Below are 25,813 nucleotides of genomic sequence, written 5' to 3' on the forward strand. Positions count from 1 at the left end.
CCAGAAAACCAGCGGTGTCCAGTCAGACAGGAAAACGTCTGATCAGCAGCGCTCGTAAATCCCCGCCGCCCCCATGCCGGTGCCCACGCACATGGTCACCATGCCGTATTGCAGATTACGGCGGCGCATGGCGTGGATCGTCGTCGCCGAACGGATGGCGCCCGTTGCGCCCAGCGGGTGGCCCAAAGCGATGGCGCCGCCCATGGGATTGACGACATCCTCGTTCAGCCCCAGGTCGCGGATGACGGCCAGGGACTGGGCGGCGAAAGCCTCGTTCAGTTCGATCCAACCCATCTGATCCAGCGTCAGGCCGGCCTTCTTCAGCGCAGCCGGGATGGCTTCCTTGGGGCCGATGCCCATGATGTCGGGCGGCACGCCGCGCACGGCAAACGACACGAAACGCGCCAGCGGCGTCAGATTGTGTTCCTTCAGCGCACGTTCGGACACCACCAGCAAGGCGCCCGCGCCGTCGGACGTCTGCGAGCTGTTGCCCGCCGTCACGCTGCCTTTGGCGGCGAACACCGGTCGCAGGCGCGCCAGGGCTTCCAGGCTGGTGTCGGCGCGCGGGCCTTCGTCCAGGGACACGGTATGACGGGTCTCGCGCACTTCGCCCGTCACCAGATCCGGCAGGCGGCGGACGATTTCCACCGGCAACATCTCATCGGTGAATTCGCCGGCCTGCTGCGCCGCCAGGGCGCGCTGATGCGAACGCAGGGCAAAAGCATCCTGATCGGCGCGGGAAATATCCCAGCGCTCGGCGACCTGTTCCGCCGTTGCACCCATGCCGTAGGCGATACCAATATTGTCATCGTTCAGGTAGACATCGGGGCTGAAGGACGTGTTGATGCCCATGGTGGGTACCAGGCTCATGGATTCCGTGCCGCAGGCCAACATCACGTCGGCCTCGCCCACACGGATGCGGTCCGCGGCCATGGCCACCGCCGTCAGACCGGAGGCGCAGAAACGGTTCACCGTGACGCCGCCCACCGACTGGGGCAGGCCCGCCAGCAGGACGCCGACACGCGCGACGTTCAGGCCCTGGGGGCCTTCGGGAATGGCGCAACCGACGATGGCATCCTCGATCGCAGCCGGATCCAGATTGGGCGCCTGGGCCAGCACCCCCTGGATGGCCTTGGCCAGCAGTTCATCGGGCCGGGTGTGGGAATACATGCCGCGCGGGGCCTTGCCGATGGGTGTGCGCGTCGCAGCGACGATATAAGCTTGTTGCAGAGCAGTCATCGAAGGTCTCCTTAATTGCGGACGGGCTTGCCGGTTTGCAGCAGCCCGGCAATACGTTCTTGTGTTTTGGGATTGGCCAGCAGGCCCAGGAAGGCCTGGCGTTCCAGCTTCAGCATCCAGGCCTCGTCCACCAGACTGCCGGGATCGACATCCCCGCCGCAAATGGCCGTCGCCACTTCCAAACCAATATGGAAGTCATAGTCGCTGATGTAGCCGCCCACGTGCATGTTCACCAGTTGCGCCCGCAGCGTGGCGATGGCGTCGCGCCCCGCCACCGGGAAGCGCGCGGCAACCGGCGGACGATAGCCCTGTTCCGCCAGATTGGCGGCTTCGCGCACGGCCACATACAGCAGCTCGTGGCGGTTCATGACGATAGGATCGGAATCGCGCAGATAGCCGATTTCGCGTGCCTCTAGCGCGGATTTCGATACCCGCGCCGTCGCCACGGCCAGGACGAAATTCTTCACATAAGCCAGCAAGGGAGCGTCCGGGGCGGATTGCGCCTGGATTTCCGCTGCCCGGCGGGCGCTGTAGGTGATCCCGCCGGCGCCCGGCACCAGGCCGATACCGACTTCCACCAGACCGATATAGCTTTCCAGATGCGCGACACGGCGGGTGCAATGCACGGACAATTCGCAGCCGCCGCCCAGCGCCAGACCGGCCACCGCCGCCACGACCGGCACCTGCGCGTAACGCAGGCGCAGCACCATGTCCTGCATTTCCTTCTGGATGGGCTCGACGGCCTTGACGCCGCCCGTCATGAAGGCCGGCAACATGGCCTTCAGGTCGGCGCCAGCCGAAAACGGATCTTCCAATTGGCCGATGACCAGGGCCTTGTAACCCTGCTCCGCCAGATCCACGGCGTGCACCACACCGCGCACCACATCGGGGCTGAGGGTGTGCATCTTGGTCTTGAAGGATGTGATCAGCACATCCTGGGGGTGCGGCGCGGGCAACGTCCAGCACAGCACGGCGTCGTTTTCATACACGACCGCAGGCTGAATGGCCGGACCTTCGCCCACCAGGCGCGGGGCGCCGATCTGGCGCTGATAGACCGCCAGCGTGCTGCGCGGCACATAGGCATTCTGCGCGGGGCTGAAGGACCCTGCCGGCGTATGCACGGCCTGCGATTCCCACACCGGGCCGCTGGTGGCCCACGCCGGCAGCGGCGCCGACGACAGCGCCTTGCCGGCGGCGATGTCCTCGTTGATCCAGCCGGCCACGCGCTGCCAACCGGCGGCCTGCCAGATTTCAAAGGGTCCGAAGCTGTGGCCGAAGCCCCACTTCATGGCCTGATCCAGTTCGCGGGCGCTGTCGGCGATGTCGCCCAGATGCACGGCGCTGTAATGAAAGGTGTCGCGCAGGACCGCCCAGAGGAATTGGGCTTGCGGATGATCGGAATCATGCAGGGCCTGCAGGCGTGTGGCGGGGTCGCGTTCCTTCAGGATTTCCTTGACCTCGTCGTCGGCCTTTTCGCCCGACGGCACGTATTCGCCGGCCTTGGGGTCCAGACGCAGGATCTGCTTGCCTTCTTTTTTGAAGAAGCCGGCCTTGGTCTTCTGGCCCAGCGCGCCCTGTTCGATCAGACCGGCCAACACGGGCGGGATCGTGAAATGCGCATGGAAGGGATCGCCGGGCAGCTGGTCCTTCATGGTGTTGATGACGTGCGCCAAGGTATCCAGGCCGACGACGTCCGCCGTGCGATAGGTACCCGATTTGGCGCGGCCCAGACGCACCCCCGTCAGATCATCGACCAGCTCGTAGGGCAGGTCGAACGCCTGGGTATGGTGAAACACGGACAGGATGCCGAACACCCCGATCCGGTTGCCGATGAAGTTGGGCGTGTCCTTGGCACGCACCACGCCCTTGCCCAGCTGCGACACCAGGAAGGTTTCCAGATGGTCCAGCAGAGCCGGTTCGGTGGAGGCGATGGGGATCAGTTCCACCAGCGGCATGTAGCGCGGCGGATTGAAGAAGTGCACGCCGCAAAAGCGGTGGCGCAAGGTTTCCGGCAAGGCTTCGGACAGGGACGTGATCGACAAGCCGGACGTGTTGCTGGCGACGATGGCATGCGGGTTCAGCGCCGGCGCCAGCTTGTGGTACAGATCGCGCTTCCAGTCCAGGCGTTCGGCGATGGCTTCGATGACCACATCGCAATCCGCCAGCAAAGCCAGGTCTTCGTCGTAATTGGCCGGGGTGATCAGTTCGGCCAGTTTGTCCACGCCCAGGGGCGCAGGGTTCAATTTTTTGAGCTGGGCGATGGCGCGGCCCACGATGGCGTTCTTGCCGCCCTGGCCGTCGTCCTTGGATAGATCGAACAGCACCACCGGCACGCCGGCATTGGCGCAATGGGCTGCAATCTGCGCCCCCATGACCCCGGCGCCGCACACCGCCACACGGCGGATGAACAGGGGGGCTGACTGACTGGTTTGCATGATATGGTGTCCTCTCACAGTGATGGAAGGTTCCGGATGGACGGCTCCTTGGCGTCTCAACCCCTGAAAGCGGGAAGCTCTATCCGAAAGCCGATTTCTGATTGTCGCTGATTTGAAATCAAAATTCAAACGATCGTTTGAATACGGATCTGCGCCACGGCGGCTGCAAGCAAGACTTCTATAATAAGAGCTTGATGGATACGACAGCCAGACACGGCGCTCAACACACACATGGCCCGCCTTCCTCGTCTGTATGCCCCCCGCATCCCGCAATTGGTGCATGCGCGGTTCGCCCATATGCTGGCCCCTGCCGATGCACCGACACCCGCAGCGGCATTGGACAAAATCGCCGGCTGGCTGGCCGAAGAAGCCGCCCGCGGCGCCAAACCTCATCATCTTGCGGCCTTACGGCCCGCCCGACCAGGCTCTGCGCCATCCGGCCCCGACATGGCGACTCTCGCCATTCATGCCTGGATAGCGCTGCCCGACCAGATCACCCTGTTGGCCACGCCGGGCGACGCCCAGGCCCTGCCGCGCCTGATGCAGGCGCTGGGGCGGCGGATGGGGGCCGGGCTACTACGCACGCGCGTTTACACGGGCCGCTACCATAATGCGCTGCTGGAACCAGGGCGCTGGGTCCTGCCCGCCATGCTCTGGGTGGAATCGCTGGCCGTCAGGACTCAGCAGGTCGCCGCTGCCACCCAGTGGCCCTGGTCCTCAGCCGCAGAACACGCGGGACACGCGCCCAGCGCCGCCTACCCTGCCGGCTGGCTGCTGGATCACCCCGACTACTGGCACGAAGGCGACACGCCATTCGCCCGCCAGGCGGCCTGGCGCAAGCGCCTGGCCGTCGGCCTGCCTGAATGGCAAAGCCGGCAGATCGAAGCCGCCCTGCACGGACAATGGGCGCTGGGGGAAAGGATTTTCCTGACGCATCTGGGACGCCTGGCGTCCCGGCGCGTCAGCCCGGCGCCGCGTGGGCGGCCCCGGAAAGTCTCCTAGACGTGTAGTCACGACTGCGATATCCGGGCAACATCCAGCGCCGCCCAATCAGGCAATTTCCGTCGTGGACATAGTCGGCCAATTGGAACAAAAAGCCAACGCCAATGCCCAGAAGCTGAACTGGAAAACATCCATCGTCGACCTCATGAAGCTGCTCGACATGGACAGCAGCCTTAGCGCACGTAAAGAACTGGCAACCGAACTGGGCTGTCCCGCAGACAAGATGAGCGACTCCGCGCAAATGAACATGTGGCAGCACAAGACCGTGCTGGCCCGATTGGCGGAAAACGGCGGCAACGCGCTGGACGACATCCTGCGCATGGTGGGCAAAACAGATTCCCGTTAAGCTCTGCGCTCGCAAGCACCGAGAGTAGCGAACCCGTTTCAAGCCACTCAAACGTCCCATGCCTCCCGGACCAGAGGACATGGGACTTATCAATCCCCCGTACGGATCGATCAGAACGAGCTGGTCACTTCCATGAAAAAGCTGCGGCCAGGCTGGTTGTAGGTGTAGGCGCCGGCGCCGTAAATGTAGTTGGCATTGTCCATGTTCACCCCGATAGCGTTCCCGCGGCGGAAGATGCGCTTGTCGAACACATTGTCCACACCCGCCGTCACCCGCAGGTGCTTGTTGACCTTGTACTGCGTGCTCAGGCCGAACACGGCATAAGGCGGAATCTTGTCCGTCGCGCTGCCGGTCAGAGGCTGGCCGTAGTAATCGTATTTCGGCCCTTCCTGCTCACCATAGACCGTCGCTTTGGCGCGCAACGACCAGACTGACGTCACCGACCAGTCCAGTGCGCTGTTGATCGTGTATTCGGGGATGGTGGACAGGTGCTCGCCCGTCTCCTTGTTCTCCGATTCGATCATGTAGGTGAAATTCGTGGACCACAGCCAGTCCTGCGCGAAAGGCCAGGTCAGGTTGCCCTCGATGCCCTGCACGACGGCGCGGGGAATGTTTTCCCATTGGAAGACGTTCTGCTTGAGCTTGGTGCTCCCGACGAAAGAATCGATAGCGGTGCGTCCCGCCTCGATCTTGTCACGATAGTCATTGTGAAAATAGGTCAGGCTGGCGCCCAGCCCGTCCGGGCTGCGGAATTCGACGCCCAGTTCCTTGTTGATGCTGGTTTCCGCCTTCAGATCCGGGTTCCCCAGCAGGAAGCAGCCTTCCGTGCCCCCCGGCGCATTGCCCCAGCAGCCATTGCCCGCGCTGTACAACAGATATCCGGCATTGCTCTGGTACAGGTTAGGCGCCTTGTACGCCCGGGCGATTCCGGCCTTCACCGTCCACTGGTCGTTGACCATGTAGGACAGATTCAATGATGGACTCCAGTTGCTGCCCTGGATGCTGTGATGGTCAAAGCGCAGGCCGGGCGTCACGGTCCAGCGGTCACCGACGTACAGATTGTCTTCGGCGAATACGGAATAGATGTTGGCATGCACCTTGGGGTTGTACGCGAAGGGCACCTTGGGCATCTTTGCGCTCGGACTGTTGCGCGCGGCCAGATCCGATGCCTGGTCCTCCAGATCCTGGCGCACCCATTCCAGACCGAAGGTCCCCATCTGCTCGATGCCGCCCCAACTCAGGCGCCGGTTCAGTTCGGTATGGGCGGTCAGCGTGCGCAGATCAATGTCGCCGTAACCGCCGTCATTTACCTTGGGATTGGCGGGGTCGTTGAACGCGCCTTCGGTACCGCCGGCCAGACCTTCCAGCAGACGGGTATTGCGGCTCTGTTCATACTGCAGATAGCTCAGCGTGTGCGTGTCCGCATTCCAATCGCCATTGTGAGTAATGGAGTAGGCCTGACGATAGACGCGATTCGTCTCGCCGCCCAGTTCACGCTTCACCATGTCATTGGTGTTGGTGTTCTGCGTATCGCCCACATAGATGTTGCCCTGACGCCCGTAGCCGGCCTCGAAGTCGATCTTGTGACCGGCGGCGGGCTTCCAGCTCAGCACGCCATTGACGTCACGACTCTTGAAGCCTTCTCGACCGGCGGGGAAGGTCCCCTTGTTGCTACCCCCGCGTAAGGAAGCATGGTCCTGGTTGATGTCGTACGCATCCCCCTGGAAATTCGCCATGCTGCCGCCCAGGCGGAAATCCAGGCTGTCGGAGATCGGGCCAGTCAGGCTGAAGGTCGTGCGACTGGTCGAGCCCTCGTCGCTGTGTTCGGGCAGGTTGCCATAGACGGACACAGACCCGCTCAACTTATCCGCAGGCGGCTTGGTGATGATGTTCACCACCCCGCCCGCTGCACCGTTGCCGTAGCGGGCGGCAGCCGGTCCGGGCAGGACTTCGATGCGCTCGATCTGTTCGGGCGGCACCCAGTTGGTGTCGCCGCGTGTGTCGCGTTCGCCGCGCCAGCCGAAACGCACCGACCCGCGCGAGGACACGGGTTTGCCGTCGATCAGGATCAGGGTGTTTTCCGGCCCCATGCCGCGGATGTCGATCTGGCGGTTGTTGCCGCGTTGGCCGCTGGATGAATTGCCGGTCAGGTTCACGCCCGGCATGGTGCGGATAATTTCCGACACGTCGGTGGCCGGCGGGGATTTCTGGATGTCCTGGGCGGTGATGGTGGACGCGCCCAGTGTCTGTTTCAGTTCCTGTTCGGCCTTGACGACGACGCGATCCAGCTGGGTCACGTCCTTGTCTGCCGGGCTCGTAGCGGACTGCGCTTGCGCGGCAGTGCTCAACAGTCCTAGCGAAAGACATAGCCCCAGCGTCGGCAGCGCCTGGGTGGAACGACTTGAAAACGGCATGAAACTTCCTTGCGATGCGAATGAGGATTATCAAGATTCGTGAGAATATAAACGACAATAGTTCTCATTTGCAATCTAGTATTTCAAGGCATTGATGCTGATCCGCGATCTTCACTATCCAGCAGCCACCGCCACCCCGCCGCCAAGGCATCCTGCGGCGCAGTCCGGTGAATATGCCCCGATAGCACCACGTGGCGCAGCCGCAGATCGGGGCAGCCAGCCAGATCATCCGCCAGCGCCTGCACACCATCGACCATCGCGCGGCGTTGGCGCTTGAGCAACTGCCGCTCGCGCTCTTCCGCGCCCAGGCTTATTTCCGCCGGGCTGAGACCTTGCTCATATTCCCCTACCGTCAAGGACAACCCCAGTCCCGGCAAGCCCTGCCGTTCCAGCCAGCCCAGACGTCGGCGCACCAGACGCCGGGCGTAGCCCTGCCCCCACCATACCGACGGGCTGGACAACACATAGCCCTCAAAGGCCTGCGGCCTGTGCAGCAGCACATAGAGTGCAAATAAGGCCCCCAGCGAGTGGCCCGCCAGTACCTGGCGGCGGGGGTCCAGGCGAAAATCGCCCGCGACCCGGGCGCGGACCTGGTCCAGCGCATGCAGCCAATTGGCTGCCCCTGCCTGTACGCCAGCCGGCAGCGGACCTGGCCCCTGGAACCCGGCTGGCCCCATTGGCGCCTGCACATCCACCGTATCGTCGGCGACCAGTGGTTGCCGCCAATACCGGGGCGTGTAGTCCCAGACACGCTGCGCCGGCACCTGTGGCGCCATTCCCACCAGGATGCCTGGCAAGCCATCCGCCCCGGCAACCCGGCGCATCGTGTCAAACTGGTTAAGATCCAGCACATAGGCCACCGGCCAGCCACCCGACGGCATCAAGCCGGGCGGCACGGCCAACCGCACGACGCAACGGCGATCACCGGGCAGGGGCATCTCGAACTCGGCGGAAACTGTCGTCATGACGGAGCCATCATTGATCCTCTATACTGGCACGATTGTAAACGGTTCTCATTCATGAAACCTCCTCAAACCGCCCTTCCCGCCACACTGGAAAACTACCGGCAGCTCCTCCGGCGTCGCTGGCTGCTGGTCGCTTTGCTGGGGCTCGTCATCCTGGTTTCCATCCTGGCCGACTTCATGCTGGGGCCTTCCGGCCTGGGATGGGCGGAACTCAGCCACGCGCTGTTCCAGCCAGCCCAAGCGGATCCGACCACCCGCGTGATCGTCTGGGACATCCGTCTGCCCTATGCGCTGATGGCCGTGGCCGTAGGCCTGGCGCTGGGTCTGGCGGGCGGCGAAATGCAGACCATCCTGAACAACCCGCTGGCCAGCCCCTTCACCCTGGGAATCTCGTCAGCCGCCGCCTTCGGCGCCTCGCTCGCCATCGTGCTAGGCCTGTCGTTCCCCGGCGTGCCACAGTCCTGGATGGTGGCGGCCAATGCTTTTGTCTTCGCGCTGATATCCGCTCTGCTGCTGGATCTGGTCGCCCGCTGGGGGGCCATGAGCACATCCGGCCTGATCCTGTTTGGTATCGCTCTGGTGTTTTCTTTCAATGCCGCCGTCTCGCTGGTGCAGTTCGTCGCCAGCGCCGAAGCGCTGCAGGGTCTGGTGTTCTGGACCATGGGCAGTCTGGCCCGGTCATCATGGCCCAAACTGGGTATCCTGCTGCTGGTGATCGCCCTGTTGCTGCCGCTGTCGCTGCGCGATACCTGGAAACTGACCGCGCTGCGGCTGGGCGAGGACCGCGCCGCCAGTTTCGGCATCGACGTGCCGCGCCTGCGACTGATCTCGCTGCTGCGCATCAGCATTCTGGCGGCATTGGCGGTGTCCTTCGTCGGCACCATCGGTTTCGTCGGCCTGATCGCCCCTCACATCGCCCGACGCCTGTTCGGCGAGGATCACCGCTTCTACCTGCCGGGCAGCGCCCTGGTGGGCGGCACGATCCTGTCGCTGGCTTCGATTGCATCGAAGAACATCGTGCCGGGCATCATCGTACCGGTGGGGATCGTGACTTCGCTGGTCGGCGTCCCGTTTTTCCTGTCCGTCGTGCTGCGCCGACAGGTGAAATGACATGAAAGCCCGCTGAATATGCTGCAGATCCAGGATCTCTCGGTCGCCTACGGCCATCGCTCCATCATCCGCCAACTGACCGCCGGCCCCCTGGCACCTGGCCGGGTGGTCTCGCTGCTCGGCCCCAATGGCAGCGGCAAGTCCACCCTGCTCAAGGCCATCGCCGGCCTGCTGAAGGCCGACGGCCAGGTGCTGCTGGACGGTCAGGATCTGACCCGCCTGTCTTTTGAACGTCGCGCGCAGCAGGTCGTGTATCTGCCGCAATCCCTGCCTGCCGCCGTGCATCTGCGGGTGTTTGAATCCGTGTTGGTGGCCGCCCGCGCATCCGATCTGGCGCCGCAAGCGCAGGATGCCAGCCCGGAACGCATCCTGCACGTGCTGTCGCGGCTGGGCATCGAACACCTGGCGATGCATTACCTGGACGAACTGTCCGGCGGGCAGAAGCAGCTGGTCGGACTGGCGCAGGCCCTGATCCGCACCCCGCGCCTGCTGCTGCTGGATGAACCGCTATCGGCCCTGGACCTGAACTACCAATGCCACGTCATGGACCTGCTGCGCCAGGAAACGCAGGAACACGGCCTGACCACCTTGATCGTGCTGCACGACCTGAACATCGCCCTGCAGCGCAGCGACGACGCCCTGCTGATCCAGGCGGGTGAGCTGGTCGGCCACGGCAGTCCCGAGACCGTCATCACCCCCGACGCGCTGGCCCAGGTCTATCAGGTCGAGGCGCGCGTGGAGACGTGTTCGCGCGGACTGCGGCACATTCTGATCGACGGGCTGTGCCAGCCTGCCGCCTGACCGACAAACCCCTTGGCCTCAAGGCGACCCTCACCATGTCCTTCCCGGATGACCGCCGCACAGTTCCCTTGACCCAGTCCGGCGGGCGGCCCGCAGCGCGGCTTGCAGGCGCGCTGACCGCACTGCTGCTGATGCTGGCCGCCCCCTTCATCGCACCGGCCAATGCCGCGTCCATCCAGGTCACGGACGTTCTGGGCCGCACGGTGACGCTGCCTGGCCCCGCACAGCGCGTGGTGCTGGCTCAGGCCCGGCATTTTCAGGTGCTGTCCCTGCTGACTCCGGATCCGGCCGCCATCCTGGCGGGTTGGTCCGACGAATTCAAGACCTCGTTCGCGCCGGACTACCAGGCCGCCCTGCAGCGTTTCCCCAGCCTGTCCACCGTCCCCGTCGTCGGGCGCCACGCGGCGGATTCGTTCTCAGTGGAAAGCGCGCTGGGGCTGCGACCAGATCTGGTGGTGATGACAGCCTCCTTTGCCGGTCTGAAGGCAGGGCAGGCCGCCGATGAATCCCCCCTCATCCGCCGCTTCGAAAGCGCCCAAGTCCCGGTCATTGTGATCGACTTTTTCATACACCCCCTGGACAACACCATCCCCAGCCTGCGGGCTTTGGGCAAAGCCATCGGCCACGAAACGCAGGCCGAGGATTTCATCCGCTTTTACAAGCAGCACATGCAGGCCATCGCCCAGCGCCTGGCCGATCTGCCGGAAGGCCGGCATCCGCCCGTCTTCGTCCATGCCCACGCCGGCAGCACGGACTGCTGCAACTCGCCCGGCGTGGGCACGTTCAACGAGATGGTTCGCTATGCCGGCGGTCGCAACATCGGCGCCGACGTGCTGAGAAGCGCCACCGGCAAGCTGAATTTCGAATATATCAACGCCAGCGCGCCGCAGGTCTATGTGGCGACCGGCACAGGTTCCCGCGCCGCCAAAGGGCTGGCCATCGGCGCAGGGGTGGACGAGAACGAGGCCCGCGCCAGCCTGCAGCGCCTGATCGATTCCAATCGCCTGGGGGCTCTGCCCGCTGTGCGGTCCGGCAATAGCCACGGCGTCTGGCATGCCTTCAACGATTCGCCGCTGCATGTGGTGTTCATCGAAGCGCTGGCCCGCTGGATCCATCCCGACCGTTTCCAGGACATCCAGCCAGCCGACACGCTGCGCGACATCAATGCGCGTTTCCTGGCGGTCCCCCTGCAAGGCACCTATCTGGTGAATCTGCGACCGCAGCCGTGACGCCGCGTCTGGCAGGGTCTGGCCCAGGACCGCTCGCGCTACCTTGAATCAGGGATAAGAATTTTTAGCGCCTCTCAATCAGGGTTTTCCCGATAAAGAAACCGATTATCGATAAAGATGTTAAGTGTTTTCATATTATTTGATACGACCCCATTTTTAATATAAGAAATATCAAAGCAGAATAAATAGGGACACATCAAATAAAAACCTATTGTCGGCACGGGTTTGTCAGCGTAATTTTCTGATTCCACCCAGATTCCACCCACTAGGGGTGGCATCTGCGATTCAGCCCTGCGAGCCCTGCCATGACCTACCCTGTTTCCCGCCTCCCCGGCCTGCCCGCCGCCCAGGGTCTCTACCGCCCCGAATACGAACACGATGCCTGTGGCGTCGGCTTCGTCGCCCAGATCGAAGGGCACAAAACCCACACCATCATTCAGCAAGCGCTGAAGATCCTGGAAAACCTGAATCACCGGGGCGCAGTGGGCGCAGACGAACTGATGGGCGATGGGGCGGGCATCCTGATCCAGATTCCCGATCAGCTGTACCGCGAAGACATGGCCGGCTTGGGCGTCACCTTGCCGCCGCCGGACGACTACGGCGTCGCCATGGTCTTTCTGCCCAAAGAAACCGCTTCACGGCTGGCCTGTGAGCGCGAGCTGGAACGCGCCGTGCGCGACGAAGGCCAGGTGGTGCTGGGTTGGCGCGACGTGCCCATCGACCACACGATGGACATGTCACCCACCGTGCGCGCCTGTGAACCCGTCATCCGCCAATTGTTCATCGGTCGCGGGCCGGACATCATGGTCCCCGATGCACTAGAGCGCAAACTCTACGTCATCCGCAAGACCGCCAGCCATGCCATCCAGCGCATGCAACTGGCTCATGGTCAGGAATATTTTGTGCCGTCGATCTCGGTACGCACCGTCGTCTACAAAGGCCTGCTGCTGGCCAGCCAGGTGGGTGTGTACTACCGCGACCTGGCCGATACGCGGGCGACGTCCGCGCTGGCGCTGGTGCACCAACGCTTTTCCACCAATACGTTTCCCGCCTGGCCGCTGGCGCACCCGTACCGCATGATCGCGCACAACGGCGAAATCAACACGGTCAAGGGCAATTTCAACTGGTTGCGGGCGCGCGAGGGCGTGATGACATCCGCCGTGCTCGGCGAAGACCTGAGCAAGCTCTACCCCATCGTCTACGAAGGCCAGTCAGACACGGCGACCTTCGACAACTGCCTGGAACTGCTGGTCATGTCCGGCTATTCCCTGGCCCACGCCATGATGATCATGATTCCCGAGGCCTGGGAACAGCACGCCGACATGGACGTGTCGCGCCGCGCCTTCTATGAATATCATGCGGCCATGATGGAACCTTGGGACGGCCCCGCTGCCGTGGCCTTCACCGATGGCCGCCAGATCGGCGCCACGCTGGACCGCAACGGCCTGCGTCCTGCCCGCTACCTGATCACCGACGACAATATGGTGATCCTGGCCTCCGAGGCCGGCACGCTGCCCATTCCCGAACACCGCATCGTCAAGAAATGGCGCCTGCAGCCCGGCAAGATGTTGCTGATCGACCTGCAGCAGGGCCGCATCATCGAAGATGCGGAAATCAAATCGCAGCTCGCCAACGCGCACCCCTACCCGCAGTGGATCGAACGCCTGCGCATGAAACTCGACGATCTGCCGCCCCTGAAGGCCGACGATCTGCCCGTACCCGGCGCCAGCCTGCTGGACCGTCAGCAGGCATTCGGCTGGACGCAGGAAGACTTCAAATTCATCCTGGAGCCCATGTCCGCCACGGGCCAGGAGGCCATCGGCTCGATGGGCAACGATGCGCCCCTGACCGTCCTGTCGGACCGCGCCAAGCCCTTCTATCACTACTTCCGCCAGATGTTCGCGCAGGTGACGAACCCGCCGATCGATCCGATCCGCGAGCAGTTGGTCATGTCGCTGGTGTCCTTCATCGGCCCCAAGCCCAACCTGCTGGACATCAATAACGTCAATCCGCCCCTGCGCCTGGAAATCAGCCAGCCCGTGCTGGATCAGGCCGCGATGGCGCAGTTGCGCCATATCAGCAGCCAGACCAACGACAAGTTCCGCTGCTGCGAACTGGACATCACCTACCCGGTCGCCTGGGGCCGCGAAGGCATCGAAGCCTGTCTGGCGTCCCTGTGCGCCACGGCAGCCGATGCCGTGCGCAGCGGCAACAACATCCTGCTGCTGAGCGACCGCAAAGTGGACGCCGAGCATGTGGCCATTCCGGCGCTGCTGGCCACATCCGCCATTCACCTGCATCTGATCCGCGCGGGGCTGCGCACCAAGACCGGCCTGATCGTGGAAACCGGTTCGGCGCTGGAAACCCATCATTTCGCGCTGCTGGCCGGCTACGGCGCCGAGGCCGTGCACCCCTGGCTGGCGCTGGAATCGCTGGCGGGGATGGCCGATCCGGCCAAAGCCACGGACAACTATATCCATGCCATCGGCAAGGGCCTCAAGAAGGTCATGTCCAAAATGGGCATTTCGACCTATATGTCCTACACCGGGGCGCAGATCTTCGAGGCCGTCGGCCTGCATAGCAGTCTGGTGAAAAAATACTTCACCGGCACGCCCAGCAACATCGAAGGCATCGATATCTTCCAGGTGGCGGAAGAAGCCCTGCGCACGCATCAAGCCGCCTTTGGCAACAACCCCATTCTGGCCGACCGTCTGGACGAAGGCGGCGACTACGCCTTCCGCATCCGGGGCGAAGCGCATCTGTGGACGCCGGATTCCATCGCCAAGCTGCAGCATGCCACCCGCGCCAACAACTATTCCACCTTCAAGGAATACGCCCAGCTGATCAACGACCAATCGCGCCGCCACATGACGCTGCGCGGCTTGTTTGAATTCCGCGTCGATCCGGCCCAGGCGATTCCCTTGTCCGAAGTCGAACCCGCCAAGGAAATCGTCAAACGCTTCGCCACCGGCGCCATGTCGCTGGGCTCGATTTCCACCGAGGCCCATGCCACCTTGGCCGTAGCCATGAACCGCATCGGCGGCAAATCCAATACCGGTGAAGGCGGCGAAGACGCCCTGCGCTATCGCGCCGAAATGCGCGCCGGCAAACCCACCGTGCGCAAGGGCGACTCGATCGCCTCGGTCCTGGGCGAGGACCGCATCGTGGCCGACATTCCGCTGGCGGCGGGCGACTCGCTGCGCTCGCGCATCAAACAGGTGGCGTCCGGACGCTTCGGCGTCACGGCTGAATACCTGTGCAGCGCCGACCAGATCCAGATCAAGATGGCCCAGGGCGCCAAGCCTGGCGAAGGCGGCCAGCTGCCAGGCCACAAGGTCACCGACTACATCGCCCAGCTGCGCTATTCCGTGCCGGGCGTGGGGCTGATCTCGCCCCCGCCGCACCACGACATCTATTCCATCGAGGATCTGGCCCAGCTGATCCACGATCTGAAGAACGTCAATGAACGCGCGTCTATTTCCGTGAAGCTGGTCGCCGAGGTCGGCGTGGGTACGGTCGCCACCGGTGTGGCCAAAGCCAAGGCCGACCATGTCGTGATCGCCGGCCACGATGGCGGCACGGGCGCATCCCCGGTCTCGTCCATCAAGCATGCCGGCATCCCCTGGGAACTGGGCCTGGCGGAAACCCAGCAGACGCTGGTGCTGAACCGCCTGCGCAGCCGCATCCGCGTACAAGCCGACGGCCAGATGAAGACCGGGCGCGACGTGGCCATCGCCGCCATGCTGGGCGCCGACGAGGTCGGCTTCGCCACGGCGCCGCTGATTGTCGAAGGCTGCATCATGATGCGCAAATGCCACCTGAATACCTGCCCGACGGGCGTGGCGACCCAGGACCCGGTGCTGCGCAAGAAATTCAATGGCAAGCCCGAATACGTCGTGAACTATTTCTTCTTCGTCGCCGAGGAAGTCCGGGAAATCATGGCCCAGCTGGGCATTCGCACCTTTGACGAACTGATCGGTCGCGTGGACTTGCTGGACATGCGCAAAAGCATCAGTCACTGGAAAGCCCACGGCCTGGACTTCAGCCGCATCTTCCATCAGGTACAGACGGACGATCCCGTGCATCAGACCCAGGCCCAAAATCACGGCCTGGAACACGCTCTGGACCATCAACTGATCGAACGCAGCAAGGCCGCCCTGGAACGCGGGGAAAAGGTGTCCTTCATCACGCCGGTGCGCAACCGCAACCGCACCATCGGCGCCATGCTCTCGGGCGAGGTCGCCCGGCGCTACGGTCACGAAGGCCTGCCCGACGACACCATCCACATCCAGTGCAACGGCGCGGCGGGCCAGAGCTTCGGCGCTTTCCTGGCGCACGGCGTCACCCTGGACCTGGTCGGCGAAGCCAACGACTACGTCGGCAAGGGTCTGTCGGGCGGACGCCTGATCGTGCGCTCGCCCAATGACTTCCGCGGCTTCGGGCCGGATCACATCATCGCCGGCAACACCGTGCTGTATGGCGCCACCGGCGGCGAGGCCTACTTCAACGGCGTGGCGGGCGAACGTTTCGCCGTGCGTAATTCCGGCGCCGTCACCGTCGTCGAAGGCACCGGGGACCACGGCTGCGAATACATGACGGGCGGCACCGTCGTCGTCCTGGGCGAAACCGGGCGCAATTTCGCCGCGGGCATGTCCGGCGGCGTGGCCTACGTCTGGGACCCGGAACAGGCCTTCGCACGGCGCTGCAATCCGGACATGGTGCAGCTCGAGCCCATGAGCACCCACCAGGCTCAGCAACAGGCGGGCGACGTCCAGTTCTGGCACCACCAGAGCCACGACAGCGAACGTGAAACCGACGAAACCATCGTGCGCCGTCTGGTGGAAAACCATTTCCGCCACACCGGCAGCTTCCGCGCCCGGGAAATCCTGGACGACTGGAATCAGGCCCGCCGCGCCTTTGTCAAAGTCACCCCGACCGAATATCGCCGCGCCTTGGGCGAGCTGTGGCAAGCCGCCCAATCCCGCGCACTGGCAGCCTGAAGGAATACCGCATCATGGGAAAAATCACTGGTTTCATGGAATTTGACCGGGTCAAGCCGGCCTACGAAGCGCCCGCCAGCCGTCTGCGACACTGGAAGGAATTCATCTCGCCGCTGACAAACGAGGAAGCCCGCATCCAGGGCGCCCGGTGCATGGACTGCGGGGTGCCGTTCTGCACCCACGCCTGCCCGGTCAACAACATCATCCCCGACTGGAATGACCTGGTCTACAAACAGGACTGGAAGCGCGCCCTGGACACGCTGTTGTCCACCAACAATTTCCCGGAATTCACGGGCCGCATCTGTCCCGCGCCCTGCGAGGCCGCCTGTACCCTGAATCTGAACGACACCGCAGTGGGCATCAAGTCCATCGAACACACCATCATCGAACGCGGCTGGCAGGAAGGCTGGGTTGTCCCTCAGCCCCCGGCCCGCAAGACCGGCAAAAAGGTCGCCATCGTGGGATCGGGGCCTGCCGGCCTGGCCTGTGCCCAACAGCTGGCGCGCGCCGGCCACAGCGTGTCGGTCTATGAAAAGAGCAATCGCATCGGCGGCTTGCTGCGTTACGGCATTCCCGACTTCAAGCTGGAAAAGACCCACATCGATCGGCGTCTGGCGCAGATGGAATCCGAAGGCGTGGAATTCCTGCCATCCACCTATGTGGGGCGGGCTGAAGACGCCGACGACGGCCTGACCGTCATCACGCCCGACGAGTTGCTGGCCCAACACGACGCCGTGGTGCTGGCCGGCGGCAGCGAACAGCCCCGCGACCTGCCGGTCCCCGGACGTGAGCTGCGCGGCGTGCATTTCGCCATGGATTTCCTGCGCCAGCAGAACAAAATCAACCACGGCGACCGCATCGCCAAGCCCATCAACGCCAAAGGCAAGCACGTGGTGGTCATCGGCGGCGGCGATACCGGGTCGGACTGCGTGGGCACCAGCAACCGTCAGGGTGCGGCCTCGGTCACGCAATTCGAACTGATGTTCCGCCCGCCCGAAGAAGAAAACAAGATGCTCACCTGGCCGTACTGGCCCATCAAGCTGCGCACGTCCTCGTCCCACGACGAAGGCTGCCAGCGCGACTGGGCGGTCGGCACCCAGGCCTTCGAGGGCAAAGGCGGCAAAGTCGAAAAGCTGGTGGCCACCCGCCTGGAATGGCTCAAGGACAAGGCCACCGGCCAGATGAAGATGCGCGAGGTCAAGGATTCCCGCTTCGACATCCAGGCCGACCTGGTGCTGTTGGCCATGGGCTTCGTCGCGCCGGTGCGCGCGGTGCTGGATGCCTTCGGTGTCGAGGTGAATGGTCGCGGCAATGCACAGGCCAACACCGATGACTACTGCAGCTCGCAGACCAAGGTCTTTGCCGCCGGCGACATGCGGCGCGGTCAATCGCTGGTGGTCTGGGCCATCCGCGAAGGCCGTCAATGCGCCCGCTCGGTAGACGAATATCTGATGGGTTCCTCGCAACTGCCTCGCTAAGGCAGGCAGCTGCGAGGGCGGCGGATTAGTGCTGCGGAATGCTGACGTCTTGCCAGCCGGGATGGTCGAAATACTCGCCGTAGCGGTTCAAGGCCTGCGCCAGCTGCACCACGCCGGAGGCGCGGGATTGCCCGGCCTGCTTGCCGCTCACCGCTTCGGTGCCGCTGATCATGTCGGCCAGGATAACGTGCAAGGCCGCGTCCGCTTCGGGGGCAAGCTTGCAGTGTTCAACGATGTAGGCGAATTCCTGATTGGCCTGCGCGCCCAAGGCATCATATTGCGCATCGCTAAGCCTGCCGGCGTGCGCCGCCGGCAGCGCGGTGCCGACGGCTTGCGTCAGCTTGCCCATCGACAGGCGCAGGGGGGCGTCGGTTTCCCACTTCTGGCCGTGGTTCAACGTCAAGGGGGCAGCGGAGGCCGCATCATGATGATGGGCATCGGCGGCGAAGGCAGGCCCGCCCGCCACGGGAGCAACCAGCGCCAGTATCAGGGCAAGGCGGGAGAAGTGCGTTTTCATGAGTCGATTCCTGTCTGAATGGATGGAAATGTCGAGATGACATCTCTATCAACGCGCCGCACCGAAAAAAGTTCCTCTTCCCCCGCCTCCTGCCTGGCATTCCGCATGTTTCGCACACGCAGGCATGCAAGGGCGCGCGGTGCTCAGCGATGCAGGTGTTCCGCCTGTGATGCCTGCTCGCCATACTCCTGCAGCAGCAGGGACTTCAGCGCAGACCGCTGGCCGGCATTCAGCACCTCGCGCTCGGCCAGCAGTTGGGCAATCACGCGCTTTTGCTGTCCATCCTGCAAAGCCGCGATGCGCGCCTGCAACGCCGCCAGCTTGCGCTCATCCGGATGGTCCGCGAAAACTTCATCCAGCAAGGTCTGGCGCAACACGCGGATATCCGCCCAATTGGCCGCGAGATCCTGCAAGAACGGGGACTCCAGCGCCTGCCAAGCAGCCCGCTGATCCGCATCCAGCGCCAAGCGATCCGCCAGCGAGGCCGGCGCTGGCTGCGCCGCCCCGACCGCCGATCCGTACCGGTAAGCAGCCATGCCGATGAACCCCACATTCAGGGCCAGGGACAGGACGCACAGCATTTTTATCATTCGGCCATTCATGATCGTTCCTTGGGTGTGCCACACAGTTCCGCGGCGGCGCACAAGCCGCCAGGCGGCACCGGGTTGAAAAGACTCAGCCGCATATCCACCGCCGCCGGTCGAGAAGAAGCAACCGGCGTCCAGGACACATCCGCCAGGCCAACGCCCACCAGCAGCGACGCCGCCGCCGTCAGGCCCAGCGGCATCCAGGCGACCCAGCGCCGTCCGATCCAGGACCAGAGATCATGCCGGGCTGGTGGCGGCGCCGTATAGGGGCGGGAAAAATCGTGCTCCAGCACGGGCGAGGGCAAGGCCTGCAGATCTGCGGACAGAGCTCGCAGGACATCCAGTTCCGCCGCGCAGAGGGGGCACGTCTGGACATGCCGGGTGATCAGCTGACGGCGCGGCCCGGTCCATTCCGGATCCAGGCAGGCCGACAACAGGACGGTTCTGGGGCAAGGCATGGGGTTCTCCTAATGATGACGCAAAACGGCCAACAAGGCCGCTCGCGCGCGAGCCAGGCGGGATCTGACGGTGCCAGGGTTCAATTCCAGAGTCTGTGCGATGTCCTCGTAGGACATGCCCTCGATCTCTCGCAACAGCAGGATTTCACGGTGCGCCGCCGGCAACGCGGCCAGCGCCGTCTCCAGCTGCCGTATCCGCTGTTGGGCTTCCAGCTGCTGCTCGGGGCCGGGCGCCGGGTCCGGGGTCTCCAGGCCGTCATCCAGCGGCTCGAACACCACGCGCTTCGCCCGGCGCAGATGGTCCAGCGCCAGATTATGCGCAATGCGAAACAACCAAGTCCGAAAACGCGCCTCCGGGCGCCAGGACGGCATCGCCCGGAACGCGCGCACGAACGTATCCTGCGCCAGTTCGCGCGCCGTCTCTGGAAGCCCCGTCATCCGCGCCAGATAGCGGTGCACGGCCCCCTGATGGCGCTTGACCAGCCAGGAAAAGGCATGCTGGTCCCCTGCGCCGGCACGCAGCGCATATTGGGTCTCGTCAGGGTCGGCATCCATACTCACATATGCTCCAACGCACGGCGCCGGGAAAAGTTCCCTGCACCAGCGATGATAGCGGTTGCAGCCGCCGGGCACGCCGCACCAGACGCCTCTGCCGCACCCGGTCGCGTGAGCCGGCAGCAGCGCAAACGCTATAGCAGGTACAATTCTTTCGATAGGAAAAAAGAGGCCAGACCCATCCTTATGACCACGCCCCCCGATCCTCTCGTGACCTTCGCCGGCGTCTCGCTGGGCTACGGAGAATTCACGGTGCTGCGCGACATCGACCTGCAGGTCATGCCGGGGCAAGTCGTGGCCATGATGGGCGGCTCGGGCTCGGGCAAGACCACGCTGCTGCGAGCGGTCACGGGTCAGCTACCGGCGCAAGCGGGTGACATCACCGTCTTTGGCCGCAGCATGGCCGCCCTGCAAGGCGAACAACTGCGCAAAATCCGCCAGCGCATGGGGGTGCTGTTTCAGGGCGGCGCGCTCTTCACCGATCTGGACGTCTTTGAAAACGTCGCCTTCCCTTTGCGCGAGCACACCTGCATTTCCGAACAACAGATTCTCGAACGCGTACTGGACAAACTCCAGGCCGTCGGCCTGCGCCATGCGGCGCATCTGCGCATCGCGGAAATTTCCGGCGGCATGGCGCGGCGCGTCGCCCTGGCGCGCGCGGTGGTGCTGGAACCCGAGCTCATCCTGTACGACGAACCCTTCGCCGGTCTGGACCCGATTTCTCTGGGCATCACGGCGCAGCTGATCCGCGACATGACGGACAAACTGGGCTGCGCCTCCATCCTGATCACGCACGATGTAGCGGAATCCTTCGCCATCGTGGATCAGGTCTATCTGATCGGCCAGGGCCGCCTGATGGCCCAGGGCGCCCCAGCGGAACTGTCCGCTTCCCAGGACGACTATCTGCAGCAGTTCCTACAGGGTCGGCCAGACGGCCCGATCGCCTTTCACTATCCGCTGACCCCTGCTTTCGAACGCTGGCTGGCGGCCCGACGGGGGATGGCATGAACGCGCTGTCGCGCCGCATCGCGACCCTGGGACATGGCTTCATCGCCATGCTGACGGGTCTGGGGGCCTTCGCCCGCCTGTTTGGGGCCATTCTGGCCCGCAGCAGCATCCTGTGGCGCCGGCCCAGGTTGACCATCCAGCAGGTGCACTTCATCGGCAACCATTCTCTGTTGATCATCGGCGTCTCGGGCCTGTTCGTGGGCTTTGTGCTGGGGCTGCAGGGCTATTACACCCTGAACCGCTACGGCTCGGAAGAAGCCCTGGGCCTGCTGGTGGCGCTGTCACTGACCCGCGAACTGGGGCCGGTCGTCACCGCCCTGCTGTTCGCCGGGCGCGCAGGCACCTCGCTGACCGCCGAAATCGGCCTGATGAAAGCCGGCGAGCAACTGTCCGCCATGGAAGTCATGGCCGTCGACCCGATCCGCCGGGTACTGGCGCCACGCTTCTGGGGCGGCGTCATCGCCATGCCGGTGCTGGCCGCCGTCTTTTCCATGGTCGGCATCCTGGGCGGCTGGTTCGTCGGGGTGGTGCTGATCGGCATAGACCCCGGCGCCTTCTGGTCGCAGATGCAAGGCGGGGTGGACGTCATCAGCGACGTCCTCAACGGGGTCATCAAGAGCCTGGTCTTCGGCATCGTGGTCACGCTCATCGCCCTGCACCAGGGCTGGACTGCCTTACCCACCCCTGAAGGGGTATCACGCGCCACGACGCGCACGGTCGTCAGCGGCGCACTGGCCGTGCTGGGGCTGGATTTCCTGCTGACGGCGCTGATGTTTGCGCACTAAGGATCATTTCATGACACGCGAAAAAACCGATTTCTGGGTTGGGTTGTTCATTCTGCTAGGCCTGATCGCTCTGGTGTTTCTGGCCTTGCGGGCCGGCAACATGAGCTCCTTTTCCTTTGCTCCCACCTACCGGATCCAGGCCCATTTCGACAATATCGGCGGCCTGAAAGTCCGCGCTCCCGTGAAAAGCAGCGGGGTCGTCGTCGGGCGCGTGGCCTCGATCGGCTTCGACAATCAGCGCTTCCAGGCCACGGTGGCGCTGGACCTGGAACAAAGCTATCAATTCCCGACCGACACCTCGGCATCCATCCTGACCTCGGGACTGCTGGGCGAACAGTACATCGGCCTGACGCCGGGCGGCGAGGACAAGAACCTGGCCGATGGCGGCGCGATCCAGTTCACCCAATCCGCGGTCGTGCTGGAAGACCTGATCAGCAAATTCCTGTACAACTCGGCTGAAAAAGAAGGTTCATCGGCCGCGCCTGCGGCTGAACAAACCCACTGACACTGCCTCCAATCGCCCTATTCCCGCGCCGCAGCGATCACGCAACAGATGCGTCCGCCCGGATAACAAAGGTTACAATGCGGACGCAGTCAGCCGGACCGGCTGCCTCCCTACCGTTCTCGATCCCACATGACCACGACTGCTCCCTCGCATCCGCCTCACCTCCATAGACCCCGCAAGGCGCGTACCGCGCTGGCCTTGGCAGCCGTGGCATTGACGGCGGGCTGCGCCCAGGTGCCCCAGCCCTCCCCCAACGATCCGTGGGAATCCTATAACCGGGGCATGTACAGCTTCAACGACACGTTGGACCGCGCAGTGCTCAAGCCGATCGCCACCGGCTACGAAACCGTCACACCGCGCCCGGTGCGCACCTGTGTCCACAATATCTTCAGCAACCTGGGCGATGTCTGGTCCGGTATCAACAGCCTGTTGCAAGGCCGTGGCCGCGACTTCGTCGACACCTTCGGACGCGTGTTGTTCAACACCACGGCCGGCCTGGGCGGCTGTATCGACATTGCCTCGATGCACGGCGCGCGCAAGATTCCCAACGACTTCGGCATGACGCTAGGCGTCTGGGGTTTCGGTCAAGGGCCGTACTTTGTCCTGCCCTTCCTGGGCCCCAGCACGGTGCGCGACAGCGTCGGCACCGCCGTCACCCTGACGGCGCCTGTGACCCCGACCGCCGCTGTCTTCGCCATCGATAATGTGCCGGTTCGCAACTCCCTCCTGGGCCTGTACATCGTCGACACACGCGCCAATCTGCTGGAAGCCGACCGCCTGGTAGACCAGATCGCGCTGGACAGATACAGTTTCATCCGCGATGCCTATTTGCAGCGTCGCAAGGCTATGCTGGATAGCCGTGCACAGGGCGAACGCGCCAGCACCGAAGACACGCTGAATCAAGCCGATCCTGCTGACAACCTGCCCGTATACGACGACCCGGAAGTCGACACCGCCCACTAAGCACCCTGCCGGTCAGACCCCGGTCTCGTCGGCGGGTCGGCAGAATACAAGCGCTGGAGACCCTTCCCGACGCCCCCTGGAGCCTCGAACGATGACCTTTTTTTCTTTCTCCAATCTGCACCGCGCCGCCCGCATATCTTTGCTGGGCATCTGCCTGTCTCTGGGGCTGCTGCCGGCTGCGCAAGCCCAACGCCCCGTCGATGCCAAAGCAACACCCGACGTATTCCTGGGCGCAGTGGCCAATAATATGCTGGACGCCGTCAAGGCCGACCCAAAAGCCCTGCAAGGCGATACCAGTCACATCACCGCGCTGGTGCGCCAGTATGCGCTGCCCTACGTGGACATGAACAAAACCACCCGGCTCGCCGCCGGTCGCCACTGGCGCCAGGCCTCGGAACAGCAACAAGCCGACTTGGTCAAAGCGTTCACCGGCACGTTGATCCGCACCTACAGCGGCGCGTTCACCCGCGTGACGCCCAGCACCACCATCACGCTGCTGCCCTTCCGCGGCGACACACAAAGCAACGACGCCGTCGTGCGCACCTCCGTTTCTCAGCCCAATAGCCCATCGATCGGGGTAGACTACCGGCTGGAGCAGACCGACGCGGGCTGGAAAGTCTATGACCTGAACGTCGAAGGCATCTGGCTGATCCAGAACTACCGCAACCAGTTCGCGCAAGAAATCGGCCGCAGCGGCATCGACGGGCTGATCAAGGCCTTGAACGCGAAAAGCGGACAATAAGGCGGCTGGCCGACACGCCCCGGACCAGGTTCCGGGATCACCGCTTATAATGTTCAATGGCGCTCATTTCGAAGCGCCGTTGCCTGCACATGCCCGCTCTCGATCTGCAACACGTCTCCAAAATCTACGCGCCCGCTCGCCCATCCTTGCGCGACCGGCTCACAGGCCGCCCTGCACCCACTGGATTCCAGGCGCTGCACGACGTCACCCTGACCGTCGAACATGGTGAATTTTTCGGCCTGCTCGGTCCCAACGGCGCCGGCAAAACCACCCTGATTTCCATTCTGGCCGGCCTGGCGACAGCCACCACAGGCAGCGCGCGAGTCTGCGGCTACGATGTCGTCAAAGATTTCCGCCTCGCCCGTCAATCCTTGGGCGTAGTCCCCCAGGAAATCGTCTACGACCCCTTTTTCACCGTGCGCGAAACGTTGCGCCTGCAATCGGGGTATTTCGGCCTGCGCCACAATGACGACTGGATCGACGAGGTGCTGGACAACCTGGGCCTGCTGGACAAGGCCGACACCAATATGCGCGCCCTGTCGGGCGGCATGAAGCGCCGCGTGCTGGTCGCGCAGGCGCTGGTTCATCGCCCGCCCGTCATCATCCTGGACGAACCCACGGCGGGCGTCGACGTCGACCTGCGCCGCACGCTATGGGACTTCATCACCCGCCTGAACCAGGCGGGCCACACGATCCTGCTGACCACACACTACCTGGAAGAAGCCGAATCCCTGTGCGGGCGCGTGGCCATGCTGAAATCCGGCCACGTCGTGGCGCTGGACACCACCCAGGCCCTGATGGCCCGGTTCGGCGGCGCCGACCTGGAAGACGCCTTCGTGCACATCATGCACGACGATTCCCTGCTGGAAGCCGAACTATGATCCGCCCCGTCACCCAGACCCGCCCCGCGATGGGATCAGGGTTCCCGACGCTGCTGCACAAGGAACTGATGCGCTTCTGGAAGGTCGGCACACAGACCATCGCCGCCCCGGTCGTGACGGCCTTGCTCTACCTGCTGATCTTTTCCCACGTGCTGGAAGACCGAGTGCAGGTCTACGGCAGCCTGTCCTACACCGCCTTCCTGATTCCCGGCCTGATCATGATGAGCATGCTGCAAAACAGCTTTGCGAACCCCTCATCCTCTCTGATCCAAAGCCGCATCACCGGCAACCTGATCTTCGTGCTGCTGCCGCCCTTTTCCCATCGGCAGATTTTTGCCGCCTATCTGGTGGCCGCCGTCGTGCGCGGCCTGGCCGTCGGCGTCTGTATCTGGGCAGTGGCCCTGTTCTTCATGCGGCTGCCGGTCACAGAACCCGTCTGGCTGCTGGTCTTCGCCATCCTGTCCTGTTGGATCCTGGGTACGCTGGGGCTGATCGCCGGCCTGTGGTCGGAAAAATTCGACCAGCTGGCGGCGTTCCAGAATTTCCTGATCGTGCCGGCCACCTTTCTGTCCGGCGTGTTCTATTCCATCCACAGTCTGCCGCCTTTCTGGCAGGCCGTGTCGAGCTGGAATCCCGTGTTCTACATGATCGACGGATTCCGCTACGGCTTTTTCGCCGTATCCGACGTTTCTCCCTGGCACGGGCTAGCCGTGGTGCTGTCCGTTGCCGTGGTCCTGAGTCTGTTCGCCCTGCGTCTGCTGGCGCGGGGCTACAAATTACGGAGTTAAGCAGC

At 63.8% G+C, this 25,813-nt stretch carries 22 protein-coding genes; 14 read left to right on the top strand and 8 right to left on the bottom strand.

Annotated features, from left to right (window positions below; genetic code table 11):
- Positions 1-42: 42 nt before the first annotated feature.
- Both WBF69_RS10775 and WBF69_RS10780 read right to left on the bottom strand, forming a co-directional pair.
- Positions 43-1,239: an acetyl-CoA C-acyltransferase gene (locus WBF69_RS10775; protein ID WP_424263999.1), complete on the bottom strand. Its 1,197-nt coding sequence runs from the start codon at positions 1,237-1,239 to the stop codon at positions 43-45.
- A gap of 11 nt (positions 1,240-1,250) precedes the next feature.
- On the bottom strand, positions 1,251-3,674 hold the full coding sequence (locus WBF69_RS10780) for a 3-hydroxyacyl-CoA dehydrogenase/enoyl-CoA hydratase family protein (RefSeq protein ID WP_424264001.1): 2,424 nt from the start codon (positions 3,672-3,674) through the stop codon (positions 1,251-1,253).
- Between the two features lie 231 nt (positions 3,675-3,905).
- On the opposite strand from WBF69_RS10780, the gene WBF69_RS10785 reads away from it, so the two are divergent.
- Together WBF69_RS10785 and WBF69_RS10790 are read left to right on the top strand one after the other, a co-directional pair.
- Positions 3,906-4,676, top strand: a complete 771-nt coding sequence (locus WBF69_RS10785; RefSeq protein WP_424264003.1) for a hypothetical protein — start codon at positions 3,906-3,908, stop codon at positions 4,674-4,676.
- Positions 4,651-5,022 carry a DUF3597 domain-containing protein gene (locus tag WBF69_RS10790; RefSeq protein WP_424264005.1) on the top strand — a complete coding sequence of 124 codons (372 nt, stop codon included), beginning with the start codon at positions 4,651-4,653 and terminating at the stop codon, positions 5,020-5,022. The genes WBF69_RS10785 and WBF69_RS10790 overlap by 26 nt, the downstream gene beginning before the upstream one ends.
- 110 nt (positions 5,023-5,132) lie before the next feature.
- On the opposite strand, the gene WBF69_RS10795 is transcribed toward WBF69_RS10790, so the two are convergent.
- On the bottom strand, positions 5,133-7,436 hold the full coding sequence (locus WBF69_RS10795) for a TonB-dependent siderophore receptor (RefSeq protein WP_424264007.1): 2,304 nt from the start codon (positions 7,434-7,436) through the stop codon (positions 5,133-5,135).
- Positions 7,437-7,519: 83 nt separating this feature from the next.
- Positions 7,520-8,401 carry an alpha/beta hydrolase gene (locus WBF69_RS10800; protein WP_424264009.1) on the bottom strand — a complete coding sequence of 294 codons (882 nt, stop codon included), beginning with the start codon at positions 8,399-8,401 and terminating at the stop codon, positions 7,520-7,522.
- A gap of 54 nt (positions 8,402-8,455) precedes the next feature.
- Between WBF69_RS10800 and WBF69_RS10805 the strand changes: the two genes are divergently transcribed.
- The 5 genes from WBF69_RS10805 to WBF69_RS10825 all read left to right on the top strand — a co-directional run bounded on the left by WBF69_RS10805 (position 8,456) and on the right by WBF69_RS10825 (position 18,019).
- Complete coding sequence (locus tag WBF69_RS10805; RefSeq protein ID WP_424264011.1) at positions 8,456-9,511, top strand: FecCD family ABC transporter permease; 1,056 nt, start codon at positions 8,456-8,458, stop codon at positions 9,509-9,511.
- Positions 9,512-9,529: 18 nt separating this feature from the next.
- A complete protein-coding gene (locus WBF69_RS10810; RefSeq protein ID WP_424264013.1) occupies positions 9,530-10,312 on the top strand; it encodes an ABC transporter ATP-binding protein in 783 nt (260 codons plus the stop codon).
- A gap of 35 nt (positions 10,313-10,347) precedes the next feature.
- Positions 10,348-11,541, top strand: coding sequence for an ABC transporter substrate-binding protein (locus WBF69_RS10815; protein ID WP_424264015.1), 1,194 nt, complete (start codon positions 10,348-10,350; stop codon positions 11,539-11,541).
- 305 nt (positions 11,542-11,846) lie between these two features.
- Entirely contained in the window at positions 11,847-16,541 is a 4,695-nt protein-coding gene (locus WBF69_RS10820; protein WP_424264017.1) for a glutamate synthase-related protein, read from the top strand.
- A gap of 14 nt (positions 16,542-16,555) precedes the next feature.
- Positions 16,556-18,019 (top strand): glutamate synthase subunit beta, encoded by a 1,464-nt coding sequence (locus WBF69_RS10825; protein ID WP_424264019.1) that lies wholly within the window; start codon positions 16,556-16,558, stop codon positions 18,017-18,019.
- A gap of 25 nt (positions 18,020-18,044) precedes the next feature.
- On the opposite strand, the gene WBF69_RS10830 is transcribed toward WBF69_RS10825, so the two are convergent.
- The 4 genes from WBF69_RS10830 to WBF69_RS10845 all read right to left on the bottom strand — a co-directional run bounded on the left by WBF69_RS10830 (position 18,045) and on the right by WBF69_RS10845 (position 20,136).
- On the bottom strand, positions 18,045-18,536 hold the full coding sequence (locus tag WBF69_RS10830; RefSeq protein ID WP_424264021.1) for a hypothetical protein: 492 nt from the start codon (positions 18,534-18,536) through the stop codon (positions 18,045-18,047).
- A gap of 143 nt (positions 18,537-18,679) precedes the next feature.
- Entirely contained in the window at positions 18,680-19,138 is a 459-nt protein-coding gene (locus WBF69_RS10835) for a Spy/CpxP family protein refolding chaperone (RefSeq protein ID WP_424264023.1), read from the bottom strand.
- Positions 19,135-19,581, bottom strand: coding sequence for an anti-sigma factor family protein (locus WBF69_RS10840; RefSeq protein WP_424264025.1), 447 nt, complete (start codon positions 19,579-19,581; stop codon positions 19,135-19,137). The genes WBF69_RS10835 and WBF69_RS10840 overlap by 4 nt, the downstream gene beginning before the upstream one ends.
- A 9-nt stretch (positions 19,582-19,590) precedes the next feature.
- Complete coding sequence (locus tag WBF69_RS10845; RefSeq protein WP_424264027.1) at positions 19,591-20,136, bottom strand: RNA polymerase sigma factor; 546 nt, start codon at positions 20,134-20,136, stop codon at positions 19,591-19,593.
- A gap of 186 nt (positions 20,137-20,322) precedes the next feature.
- On the opposite strand from WBF69_RS10845, the gene WBF69_RS10850 reads away from it, so the two are divergent.
- From WBF69_RS10850 to WBF69_RS10880, 7 genes are all read left to right on the top strand, one after another.
- Entirely contained in the window at positions 20,323-21,144 is an 822-nt protein-coding gene (locus WBF69_RS10850) for an ABC transporter ATP-binding protein (protein ID WP_424264029.1), read from the top strand.
- On the top strand, positions 21,141-21,929 hold the full coding sequence (gene mlaE, locus WBF69_RS10855; RefSeq protein WP_424264031.1) for a lipid asymmetry maintenance ABC transporter permease subunit MlaE: 789 nt from the start codon (positions 21,141-21,143) through the stop codon (positions 21,927-21,929). Before WBF69_RS10850 ends, mlaE begins: the two co-directional genes overlap by 4 nt.
- Positions 21,930-21,939: 10 nt before the next feature.
- A complete protein-coding gene (mlaD, locus tag WBF69_RS10860) occupies positions 21,940-22,434 on the top strand; it encodes an outer membrane lipid asymmetry maintenance protein MlaD (protein WP_424264033.1) in 495 nt (164 codons plus the stop codon).
- Between the two features lie 129 nt (positions 22,435-22,563).
- Positions 22,564-23,397: an MlaA family lipoprotein gene (locus WBF69_RS10865; protein WP_424264035.1), complete on the top strand. Its 834-nt coding sequence runs from the start codon at positions 22,564-22,566 to the stop codon at positions 23,395-23,397.
- 91 nt (positions 23,398-23,488) lie between these two features.
- Positions 23,489-24,139 (top strand): MlaC/ttg2D family ABC transporter substrate-binding protein, encoded by a 651-nt coding sequence (locus WBF69_RS10870; RefSeq protein WP_424264037.1) that lies wholly within the window; start codon positions 23,489-23,491, stop codon positions 24,137-24,139.
- Positions 24,140-24,228: 89 nt separating this feature from the next.
- A complete protein-coding gene (locus WBF69_RS10875) occupies positions 24,229-25,020 on the top strand; it encodes an ABC transporter ATP-binding protein (RefSeq protein WP_424264039.1) in 792 nt (263 codons plus the stop codon).
- Entirely contained in the window at positions 25,017-25,808 is a 792-nt protein-coding gene (locus WBF69_RS10880) for an ABC transporter permease (RefSeq protein ID WP_424264041.1), read from the top strand. Before WBF69_RS10875 ends, WBF69_RS10880 begins: the two co-directional genes overlap by 4 nt.
- Positions 25,809-25,813: the final 5 nt, after the last annotated feature.

It is taken from the genome of Castellaniella sp., from assembly GCF_049673105.1.
Taxonomy (GTDB): Bacteria; Pseudomonadota; Gammaproteobacteria; order Burkholderiales; family Burkholderiaceae_B; genus Castellaniella.

Excerpts from the sequence above, each read along its gene's own strand:
- WBF69_RS10820 (WP_424264017.1), top strand. The coding sequence starts at position 11,847 with ATGACCTACCCTGTTTCCCGCCTCCCCGGCCTGCCCGCCGCCCAGGGT.
- WBF69_RS10795 (WP_424264007.1), bottom strand. The coding sequence starts at position 7,436 with ATGCCGTTTTCAAGTCGTTCCACCCAGGCGCTGCCGACGCTGGGGCTA.
- WBF69_RS10810 (WP_424264013.1), top strand. The coding sequence starts at position 9,530 with ATGCTGCAGATCCAGGATCTCTCGGTCGCCTACGGCCATCGCTCCATC.
- WBF69_RS10845 (WP_424264027.1), bottom strand. The coding sequence starts at position 20,136 with ATGGATGCCGACCCTGACGAGACCCAATATGCGCTGCGTGCCGGCGCA.
- WBF69_RS10870 (WP_424264037.1), top strand. The coding sequence starts at position 23,489 with ATGACCTTTTTTTCTTTCTCCAATCTGCACCGCGCCGCCCGCATATCT.
- WBF69_RS10830 (WP_424264021.1), bottom strand. The coding sequence starts at position 18,536 with ATGAAAACGCACTTCTCCCGCCTTGCCCTGATACTGGCGCTGGTTGCT.
- mlaE (WP_424264031.1), top strand. The coding sequence starts at position 21,141 with ATGAACGCGCTGTCGCGCCGCATCGCGACCCTGGGACATGGCTTCATC.
- WBF69_RS10875 (WP_424264039.1), top strand. The coding sequence starts at position 24,229 with ATGCCCGCTCTCGATCTGCAACACGTCTCCAAAATCTACGCGCCCGCT.
- WBF69_RS10825 (WP_424264019.1), top strand. The coding sequence starts at position 16,556 with ATGGGAAAAATCACTGGTTTCATGGAATTTGACCGGGTCAAGCCGGCC.
- WBF69_RS10835 (WP_424264023.1), bottom strand. The coding sequence starts at position 19,138 with ATGAATGGCCGAATGATAAAAATGCTGTGCGTCCTGTCCCTGGCCCTG.
- WBF69_RS10880 (WP_424264041.1), top strand. The coding sequence starts at position 25,017 with ATGATCCGCCCCGTCACCCAGACCCGCCCCGCGATGGGATCAGGGTTC.
- WBF69_RS10785 (WP_424264003.1), top strand. The coding sequence starts at position 3,906 with ATGGCCCGCCTTCCTCGTCTGTATGCCCCCCGCATCCCGCAATTGGTG.
- WBF69_RS10840 (WP_424264025.1), bottom strand. The coding sequence starts at position 19,581 with ATGCCTTGCCCCAGAACCGTCCTGTTGTCGGCCTGCCTGGATCCGGAA.
- WBF69_RS10865 (WP_424264035.1), top strand. The coding sequence starts at position 22,564 with ATGACCACGACTGCTCCCTCGCATCCGCCTCACCTCCATAGACCCCGC.
- WBF69_RS10800 (WP_424264009.1), bottom strand. The coding sequence starts at position 8,401 with ATGACGACAGTTTCCGCCGAGTTCGAGATGCCCCTGCCCGGTGATCGC.
- WBF69_RS10780 (WP_424264001.1), bottom strand. The coding sequence starts at position 3,674 with ATGCAAACCAGTCAGTCAGCCCCCCTGTTCATCCGCCGTGTGGCGGTG.
- WBF69_RS10815 (WP_424264015.1), top strand. The coding sequence starts at position 10,348 with ATGTCCTTCCCGGATGACCGCCGCACAGTTCCCTTGACCCAGTCCGGC.
- WBF69_RS10775 (WP_424263999.1), bottom strand. The coding sequence starts at position 1,239 with ATGACTGCTCTGCAACAAGCTTATATCGTCGCTGCGACGCGCACACCC.
- WBF69_RS10850 (WP_424264029.1), top strand. The coding sequence starts at position 20,323 with ATGACCACGCCCCCCGATCCTCTCGTGACCTTCGCCGGCGTCTCGCTG.
- mlaD (WP_424264033.1), top strand. The coding sequence starts at position 21,940 with ATGACACGCGAAAAAACCGATTTCTGGGTTGGGTTGTTCATTCTGCTA.
- WBF69_RS10805 (WP_424264011.1), top strand. The coding sequence starts at position 8,456 with ATGAAACCTCCTCAAACCGCCCTTCCCGCCACACTGGAAAACTACCGG.